Annotated in this window: 7 protein-coding genes and 1 pseudogene; 4 read left to right on the top strand and 4 right to left on the bottom strand. The window is 71.4% G+C overall.

Annotation, left to right across the window (positions count from 1 at the left end):
* Both ACIHEJ_RS23565 and ACIHEJ_RS23560 read left to right on the top strand, forming a co-directional pair.
* Positions 1-519, top strand: a pseudogene (locus ACIHEJ_RS23565) (ATP-dependent helicase); the annotation flags it as partial.
* 134 nt (positions 520-653) lie between these two features.
* Positions 654-1,535: an alpha/beta fold hydrolase gene (locus tag ACIHEJ_RS23560; RefSeq protein WP_400138446.1), complete on the top strand. Its 882-nt coding sequence runs from the start codon at positions 654-656 to the stop codon at positions 1,533-1,535.
* On the opposite strand, the gene ACIHEJ_RS23555 is transcribed toward ACIHEJ_RS23560, so the two are convergent.
* Entirely contained in the window at positions 1,532-2,428 is an 897-nt protein-coding gene (locus tag ACIHEJ_RS23555) for an NYN domain-containing protein (RefSeq protein ID WP_400138869.1), read from the bottom strand. The genes ACIHEJ_RS23560 and ACIHEJ_RS23555 overlap by 4 nt on opposite strands.
* A gap of 216 nt (positions 2,429-2,644) precedes the next feature.
* Here ACIHEJ_RS23555 and ACIHEJ_RS23550 point away from each other — a divergent pair, with 216 nt between their 5' ends.
* On the top strand, positions 2,645-2,797 hold the full coding sequence (locus ACIHEJ_RS23550) for a hypothetical protein (protein ID WP_184968404.1): 153 nt from the start codon (positions 2,645-2,647) through the stop codon (positions 2,795-2,797).
* 46 nt (positions 2,798-2,843) lie between these two features.
* Here the strand turns inward: ACIHEJ_RS23550 and ACIHEJ_RS23545 are convergent, their stop codons facing one another.
* The 3 genes from ACIHEJ_RS23545 to ACIHEJ_RS23535 all read right to left on the bottom strand — a co-directional run bounded on the left by ACIHEJ_RS23545 (position 2,844) and on the right by ACIHEJ_RS23535 (position 5,217).
* The gene (locus ACIHEJ_RS23545; RefSeq protein ID WP_363216038.1) at positions 2,844-3,449 is read right to left on the bottom strand and encodes a MarC family protein; all 606 of its coding nucleotides are present in this window, start codon (positions 3,447-3,449) and stop codon (positions 2,844-2,846) included.
* A gap of 81 nt (positions 3,450-3,530) precedes the next feature.
* On the bottom strand, positions 3,531-4,388 hold the full coding sequence (locus ACIHEJ_RS23540; RefSeq protein ID WP_400138445.1) for a PHP domain-containing protein: 858 nt from the start codon (positions 4,386-4,388) through the stop codon (positions 3,531-3,533).
* A 187-nt stretch (positions 4,389-4,575) separates the two neighbouring features.
* Positions 4,576-5,217: a DUF6758 family protein gene (locus ACIHEJ_RS23535; protein ID WP_400138444.1), complete on the bottom strand. Its 642-nt coding sequence runs from the start codon at positions 5,215-5,217 to the stop codon at positions 4,576-4,578.
* A gap of 168 nt (positions 5,218-5,385) precedes the next feature.
* Here ACIHEJ_RS23535 and ACIHEJ_RS23530 point away from each other — a divergent pair, with 168 nt between their 5' ends.
* Positions 5,386-6,699, top strand: a complete 1,314-nt coding sequence (locus ACIHEJ_RS23530; protein WP_400138443.1) for an MFS transporter — start codon at positions 5,386-5,388, stop codon at positions 6,697-6,699.
* Positions 6,700-6,729: the final 30 nt, after the last annotated feature.

Below are 6,729 nucleotides of genomic sequence, written 5' to 3'. Positions count from 1 at the left end.
GCCACCGAGGAAGCCGCCCCGGCGACCAAGCCCCGCCGCACCCGCAAGACGGCCGCAGCCGCCGAGGCCGTGGTCGACACCGCCGAAGGCACCGAGGCCGCACCGCGCCGCCGCACCCGCAAGGCCGCGGAGCCGGCAGTCGAGGCCGAGGCCACGGAGGCCAAGCCGCGCCGCACCCGCAAGACGGCCGCCACCGCTCCGGAAGCCACCGCGGCGGAGACCGAGGCCGTGGCGAAGCCCCGCCGCACGCGGAAGACCGCAGCCGCCGCCGAGACGACGGTGGACACGGCCGAGGCCACGGAGGCCAAGCCGCGCCGCACCCGTAAGACCGCTGCCGCCGCCGTGGACACGGTCGACGGGGTCGAGGAGGCTGCGGTCAAGGCTCCGAGGCCGCGGCGGACCCGCAAGGCCGTCGCCGAGGGGGTCGCTCCGGAGATTCCGGCGCAGGCCACCGAGGAGCCGGAGGCCAGGCCGCGCCGCCGTACCCGCAAGGCAGCGGAGCCGGTCACGGAGGCCTGAGCCGACGCGCCGAGAACGGCGGCGACGCCGGCACGGTGAGCCGTAGACGGCCCGGTCCACAGCAGTGGGCCGGGCCGTCGGCGTTCCCGTCCTCACCCTGCGCGGCGCACGCGCACGCCCGGTAGCCTCTCCCCATGAGCAGGCCCGCGACCTTCCTCCCGCCCCCCGGCGCCCGTGCGTACTCGCTGCGGACGGCGCGCGGTGCGTTCGCCGTCGTCGACGCTCCCGTGGCCGACGGGGTCGAACCAAGGGGTGTCGCGCTGCTGCTGCCGGGGTTCACCGGCAGCAAGGAGGACTTCAACCCGCTGCATGTGCCGCTCGCGGAGCGCGGGTACCGGACGGTGGCCGTGGACGGGCGCGGGCAGTTCGAGTCGGACGGGCCCGAGAGCGACGAATCCGCTTACGCGCAGGAGGAGTTGGCGCGGGACGTGCTGGCGCAGGCGGAGGCGCTCGGGCAGCCGGTGCATCTGCTGGGGCACTCGCTCGGCGGGCAGATCTCGCGTGCGGCGGTCCTGCTCGACCACACGCCCTTCCTGTCGTTCACCCTGATGGCCTCCGGTCCGGCCCAGATCTCCCCGTCCCAGCAGCAGCGCGTGAAGCTGCTGCGGGACGCGCTCGCGGTGATGGGCATGGCGCAGGTGTGGGACGCGATCCAGGCGATGGAGACGCCCGAGGAGACCGAGACGCCCCGGCTCGACGGCGGGCTGGACGACCGGGACGATCTGCGGCGCCGCTGGATGGGCACCAAGCCCGCCCAGCTGCTCGCCACCGGTCGCCAGTTGTGCACGGAGCCCGACCGGGTCGCCGAACTGGCCGCCGTACCACTGCCGTTCCATGTCCTGTCCGGCGCGCAGGACGACACCTGGCCGCTGCCCCTGCTGGACGACATGGCGCTCCGGCTGAACGCACGGCGGACGGTCGTCGAAGGTGCCGAGCACTCCCCCAACACCGACCGCCCGCTCGCCACGGCCCACGCGCTCGCCGGCTTCTGGGACGGCGTCACCGAGCGGGACTAGAACTGCGCCTGCAGATGGTCCCAGAAGCCGTCCCGGAGGGCGCGGCGCAGGTCGGCCTGGCCGCGCAGGGAGTACTGCAGCAGCCCCTCGGCCTCGACCAGCAGGTCCTGGTCGACGGAGCCGGGCAGGTAGGGGTGGCCGGGGAGCAGTTCGGCCATGGCCTCGCGGCCCCGGGAGGCCAGCCACTTCGCGGCGATCTGGGCGCCGACGAAGCGGACGTCGTCGCGGGTGGGGCGGGTCCCGGCGGTGGCCTCGTAGGCGGCGGCCGTGCGCCGGGAGACGTACGGCTTGAAGAACTCCAGCTCGAAGGTGCGCTGGCTGTCGACCTCCCAGAGCAGCGGGTCGGCCTGGTTGCGGCCCTCGGGGGCCTCGACGCCCCACAGGTGGACGCGGGCGCCGTAGCCCTGCGCCGCCTCGACGGCCGAGACCAGGTCCTCGTCGCCGCCGAGCAGGGCCGCGTCGCTGATCGCGCGGTGCCGCGCCAGTGACTCCAGGTCGCTGCGGATCAGCGAATCGACGCCCTTCTGCTGGTTGTTGGCATTGAGGTTGCCGAGGCGGACCTTGACGTCGGGGAGTTCGGCGATGGACTGCTGCTCGGCGGTGTGGATGCGGCGGCGGGCGCCGTCGTACCAGTACACGCGCAACAGGCGGCTGTCCGCGAAGATCGTGCGGGCCTTGTCGATCAGCGCGTCGATCAGGCCCTCGGCGTCGAGGTCGAAGGCGCGGCGGTCCTCGGTCCCGGCGATCAGCCGGCCGGCGGCTGCGTACAGGTAACCCGCGTCGACGAAGATCGCGTGGGTCGAGGGCGTCTTCGCCACCTCGGCGAGCATGCGTTCCAGCAGCTCGTTCGTGCGGTCGATGCGGGCGCCCAGGGCCGCCAGGTCGTCGTTCATCTCCTCCATTGTCCCGGTGGTCACGCTGCGAACACAACCGGTCCCGGTCGGTCCCGCGGGGTCGGCTTACCGCTCAGTAGTTAGACGTTCGAAAAATTTCTTTAGCGTAGGGAATGTTTGTAACATGCGACGCGTTCCATCAGTACGACGCCGGATACACATCCGGCGCACCGAGTAGTTCTCCGCAGGAGGATGACCAGACGAAGGGAGAAGCCCATGCGCTTCGAAATCATGCGACTCGACGAGGTCGACGGCACCACCGTGGACAGCACCGTCGTGGACGCCGCCTCCGTCAACCGGATCGTTCAGCAGGCCGCCGCGATAGGGCAGCGCCTGTGGATCCGCCCGGCCGAGACCACGGCCTCATAACGGGACTTCCCCACTCAAGCCTTCCGGGGGAGCCGAGACACGGCGCTCAGCTCCCCCGGATCACCTGAGTGATCCCGTTGATGATCTGCTGCACGGCGATCGCGGACAGCATCATGCCCGCGAGCCGCGTCACCAGGACGACACCGCCGTCCTTGATGACCCGGATGATCAGCAGCGAGTAGCGCATCACCAGCCACAGCACGACGTGGATCGCGAGGATCGCGGACCACACCGATATCTGTGTGGCCACACTGCCGGCCTTCTGCACGGCCAGGATCACGGACACGATCGCACCGGGCCCGGCGAGCAGCGGCATGCCCAGCGGTACGAGCGCCACGTTCACGTCCTTGGTCTGCTTCGGCTCGTCGGTCTTGCCGGTGAGCAGATCGAGGGCGATCAGCAGGAGCAGCAGGCCGCCCGCGATCATCAGCGCGGGGACGGACACGTGCAGGTAGTCGAGGATCTGGTGGCCCAGGACGCCGAAGGTGGCGATGACCCCGCCCGCCACGCAGACGGCCTGGAAGGCCATCCGCTTCTGCACCTTGGCCGGGCGGCCCGCGGTCAGGGCGAGGAAGATCGGGGTGATCCCGGGGGGATCCATGATGACGAAAAGGGTCAGGAACAGGGAGCCGAAGACGGCGATGTCGAACATGCGGGAGGTACTGGCCTTGCTGAAAGAGGAAGAACTACGGGCGTGAGCTGGTCCGGGGCGGGCCCCTGAGGGCCGCGCGCCTCAGGCTCCGCCGGTCCCCGGAACCGGGAACGCGCCGGTCGCCCGCCGCGTGATCTCCCCGTACACCTCGGGGTCGGTCGTGTACGCGCCGAGCGACACGGTCTTGCGGCTGCCGTGGTAGTCCGAGGAGCCGGTGACCAGCAGCCCCAGTTCCTTCGCGAGGCCGCGCAGGCGGGCCCGGGCGTCCGGGTCGTGGTCCATGTGGTCGACCTCGAGGCCGTCGAGACCGGCCGCGGCCATCTCGGCGATCGCCGACTCGGGGACCGTACGGCCGCGCTTGGCGGCGGCCGGGTGCGCGAACACACAGACCCCGCCCGCGCCCTTGACCAGCCGGATCGCCTCGAAGGGGTCGGTCTCGTGCTTCTCCACGTAGGCCCGTCCGCCGTCGGCGAGCCAGTCCTCGGTGAACGCGTCGCTCACCGTCGGTACGACACCCAGCTCGACCAGCGCGGACGCGACATGCGGGCGCCCCACGGAACCGCCGCCGGCGATCCGCTCGACCTGCTCCCAGGTGACCGGCACGCCCAGCGCGTTCAGCTTGGCGACCATGCCCTTGGCCCGCGGCACCCGGTCGTCCCGCACCAGCTCACGCTCGGCGAGCAGGGCCGGCTCCTCGGGGTCGAAGAGATAGGCCAGCATGTGCATGGAGATGCCGTCGATGCGGCAGGACAGCTCGGCCCCGGTGACCAGGGTGAGCCCCTCGGGCACCGCGGTGATCGCCTCGGCGTGGCCGCGAGTGGTGTCGTGATCGGTCAGCGCGACGACGTCCAGTCCGGCCGCGGCGGCGTTGCCCACCAGCTCGGCCGGGGTGTCCGTGCCGTCGGAGGCCGTGGAGTGACAGTGCAGATCGATGCGCACTCGGACTCCAGGCGATGACGGTCGGAAGGGGACACCTAAGGATAGCGGGGTTTTGGAGTCCGCCTGTCACACCCGCACCCCGGCAGCACCCTTTACCGCACCGGCCGAAGGGGCGCGGGGAACCGCGCCGGCAACCGAGGACGGACCGGCAGCCGCCGGCACACGGAACCCCCCGCCCCGGCAGGCGTCACGGCCGGAGCAAGCGCGGCGACAACGCCCCGAAGGGCACCAGGTCCAACTCCGCCCCGGCGTCCCGCAGATCCGTCAGCACCAGCTCGTCGTACATGAGCAGACCGGACTGCTCCGGCCACATCACCGCCCACAGCCACATGCCGAGCGCCTCCCCCGCGAAGACCGCGCGGTCGTCGGGGGTGCGGTAGACGTGCCAGAGCGGGGTCGGGCGGCCGGCGGCCAGGACCTTGGCCTGGGGCGGCTTCTCGATGTTCATGAACGACCCGGGGTCCGGGCCGTCGATGCCCGCGTACCGCGCGCCGAGTCCGACGCCCAGCTCTTCGGCGACGAGGATCAGCTCACCCGGGCCGCCGAGCGGTCCCGGCCCGGTGCAGGCGACGGCGGTCGCCCGACCGCCGCTGCGGTCGTCACCCGCGTAGGCCACACCCGTGAAGAGCCAGCCGACCGGCAGCGGCCACGGCATCCACACCGGGACGTGCGTGCGGTGCACCACGGCACCGAGGGCCTCGACGCTGGGCGGGATCACGGGCTGCAGCGGATACACCGTCCCGTGCACATCGCACTGCCACGAATCGGCGAAGAGACCGGGAGCCCTGACCCGGCCACCACACTTCGGGCAACTGGGTTCGCCCCTCATAGGGCTCCACGGTCCTACCCCTTTCCGCCCGCGTCAAGGACGATCACCCGTCCGGCCGGAACAGCCGATCGAACCGCCGACCCGGGAAAGTAGATGTGCCTTGCATTAATTAGGCGAGCTAACTTACTATATGCATAAACCAACTATCTTGGCGGACGGGAGAAGCACATGGACCCCCTCGACGCGGGAAATCAGGGAGGGGCCGCGCGAAGCGCGCCGGACCAGGGTGGCGGCGGGCGACGGGAGGGCGGCACCCTGCGGCAGCCCAAGGCGGTCTGGGCCACGGCCGGCGCCTGTGTCGTCGCCTTCATGGGCATCGGCCTGGTCGACCCGATCCTGCCGTCCATCGCGCAGGGCCTGCACGCCACGGCCGGCCAGGTGTCCCTGCTCTTCACCTCGTACTTCCTGATCACCGCGGTCGCGATGCTGCTGACCGGCTTCGTCTCCAGCCGCATCGGCGGCCGCAAGACCCTGCTGGTCGGCCTCGCCCTCGTGGTCGTCTTCGCGGGTCTGGCCGGTACGTCGGACAGCGTCGGCCAACTCGTCGGGTTCCGGGCCGGCTGGGGCCTCGGCAACGCGCTCTTCGTCTCCACCGCCCTGGCGGTGATCGTGGGCGCGGCGGCCGGCGGCAGCGCGGCGGCGATCCTGCTCTACGAGTCCGCGCTCGGCCTCGGCATGGCCTGCGGCCCACTGCTCGGCGCAATCCTCGGCAACATCAGCTGGCGCTACCCCTTCTTCGGCACGGCCACGCTGATGGCGATCGGCTTCCTGTGCATCACGGCGTTCCTGAAGGAGCAGCCGAAGCCGGCCCGCAGGACCTCGGTCCTGGATCCGCTCCGGGCGCTCGGCCACGGCGGCCTCGCCTCGGCGGCGGCCTCCGCCTTCTTCTACAACTACACGTTCTTCACGGTGCTGGCCTTCACACCGTTCGTGCTGAACATGACCCCTTACCGCTCGGGCGCGGTGTTCTTCGCCTGGGGTGTGCTGCTCGCCGTCTTCTCGGTGGCCGTCGCCCCGCGGATGCAGGCGCGGTTCGGCTCGCTGAAGGTGCTCGGCGGCTCACTGGTGCTGCTCGCGGTGGACGTGCTGGTGCTCGGTTACGGCGACCACACCACCGCGATCGTCTGCACGATCCTGTCCGGCGCGTTCATCGGCATGAACAACACCGTCTACACCGAGCTGGCCCTCGGCGTGTCGGACGCGCCGCGCCCGGTGGCGAGCGCGGGCTACAACTTCGTCCGCTGGTTCGCGGCGGCCGCCGCTCCCTACTTCGCGCCGAAGATCGAGGAGTGGAGCGACATCCACGTGCCGTTCGTGGTCGCCGCGGTCACCGCGGTGGTGGGCGCGGTGGTGGTCGTCGTACGACGCCGGGCCCTCACCCTCCCCCACTCTCGACTTCGCTCGAGCGGGGGGACCCCCATGACCGAGGAGCTTCAGCCGCGGCACGCGGCCGAGGACGGAGTCGGCGTCTTCGCCAACTGACCGGTTGGTCACGCCCCTTGGGTGAGCTTG

Source organism: Streptomyces sp. NPDC052301 (genome assembly GCF_044593395.1).
Taxonomy (GTDB): Bacteria; Actinomycetota; Actinomycetes; order Streptomycetales; family Streptomycetaceae; genus Streptomyces.
This window is presented reverse-complemented; position numbering and strand designations above follow the sequence as displayed.